This is a genomic window from Haladaptatus sp., assembly GCF_049589095.1.
Taxonomy (GTDB): Archaea; Halobacteriota; Halobacteria; order Halobacteriales; family Haladaptataceae; genus Haladaptatus.
In genome coordinates this window covers 1-1,634 of sequence record NZ_JBAWAC010000612.1, presented here as the reverse complement: position 1 = coordinate 1,634, position 1,634 = coordinate 1, and the positions used below count along the sequence as shown (strand labels likewise).

Annotated in this window: 2 protein-coding genes; one reads left to right on the top strand and one right to left on the bottom strand. The window is 61.9% G+C overall.

Annotated features, from left to right (window positions below; all coding sequences use genetic code 11):
- The coding region (locus tag WBV42_RS19410; RefSeq protein ID WP_423987497.1) for a glycoside hydrolase family 15 protein at positions 1-934 on the bottom strand (934 nt) is incomplete at its 3' end.
- Between the two features lie 134 nt (positions 935-1,068).
- Here WBV42_RS19410 and WBV42_RS19405 point away from each other — a divergent pair.
- The gene (locus tag WBV42_RS19405) at positions 1,069-1,602 is read left to right on the top strand and encodes a DUF6735 family protein (RefSeq protein WP_423987496.1); all 534 of its coding nucleotides are present in this window, start codon (positions 1,069-1,071) and stop codon (positions 1,600-1,602) included.
- Positions 1,603-1,634: the final 32 nt, after the last annotated feature.

Sequence of the window (1,634 nt, the reverse complement as noted above, 5' to 3'; positions counted from 1 at the left end):
AATCGAAGTACGCTTCGGCCTCGTCGGTGTGTCCGAGGTTGGCCAGCGCCTGAATCGTGAACGCCGCGTCGCGGATCCAGTTGTAGCGATAATCCCAGTTTCGGACGCCGCCGACGTTCTCGGGAAGTGAGGTCGTCGGCGCGGCACAAATGGCCCCCGTCTCGCGGTGAGTGAGCAGTTTGAGTACCAGTCCGGACCGGACGGCGAGGTCGTGGGAGTCCTCGCCGAACACACAGCCATCCGGGCAGTCGTGTGCCCAGTCGCGCCAGAAGTCGGACGTTCGGTTCAGTTCCGCTTCACAGTCCTCGGTGTCCGCAATGCTCTTCTCGTTGAACGCCAGGACGAACCACGTCGATTCGTCCTCGGCGACGGACCAGACCGCGCTACCGCTTCCGCCATCCACTTCGACATCGATTCCCCCGCTGAGGAACGCGAAGTGGTCGTCGTCGTGGCCGGGAAGATCCCCATCGTCGCCATCGTCGTCGGTCCCACCGTCATCCCCGCTCGTGATTCGAATACCGTCGTCCTCGGGCGTCAGATTCGTCTCACCGTGCGCGTAGTCGAGTTGGGGGCTGAACGTCAGTTCGAGTTCGACATCGCCCTCGATGCCTTCGACCTTCCGGTACACCGCCCGCTCCATACCGTCGTTACGGACGGGCATGAAGTCCGTGACCCGAACCCGGCCGGATTCGGTCTCGAACGTCGTCCGTAACACGTTCGTCGAATCGAGATACGACTGCTCCGACTCGAACGCGAGCATGGGCTGGATTCGCCAGTGCCCGCCTTTCTGTGCGTCGAGTATGCTGGCGAACACGCTCGGGGATTCGACGTGTGGCATGGGAAGCCACTCGATACCTCCTTCGTCGTTGACCAGCGCGCAGGTTTCCAGATTCCCGATAATTCCGTACCACTCGATGGGAAAATATCCAGTCATGGTCGCCTCCCTGCGGAAAACCGCTTCATATCTATAACTCTACGTAGAAGGGAATTGAACCTTTGGGCAGGGAAACATCGATTCGACCGGGAGACGACTAGGTTTTTATTCGATGACGGGAGCACACCGGCCCAGTGGGACACCGAGCACTCGTCGCCTACGAGCGACCGGACGGCCGCTACGACCGAGGATACGCACAGTGGGGCGCAACGGACCTCTCGCTACGGCATCGAATCACCGCTGAGACGCCGTTCGCAGGCGGTGGACGAAACGGACGCGCGAACGGAACGGATGAGCGAGATGAACGATGGAGGCCAACCATCGATCCGACGCCGCAAGCGACCGCGCTGACGTTCGAGGACGCCGTTCGGTTCGACTATCGAGCCATCGAGGCGTTCTTCGTCGTCTCGCTTTCGTGGGACGTCACCGCCTTTCTCCCGCTGTGGTTCGGCACGACCATCGACGCGAAATCCGACGCGGGCGCGCTCGTCGAAGTTCACGGCGAAGCCGACATGAGGGACGCTCGCCGGTGGTTTCGAGCGACCCGAGCCGTCGTCCGGGACATGGTCGGTGGGGACGTGCTCGACGCCGACGACGCCATCGACTACCTCGATTCGCGCGTCATCGAATGGGCGGGTGACCGCCGGGAGGTGGTTTTCACGCGTTGATGGCAATCGGTTTTTATCCGCCTACCGTCTAC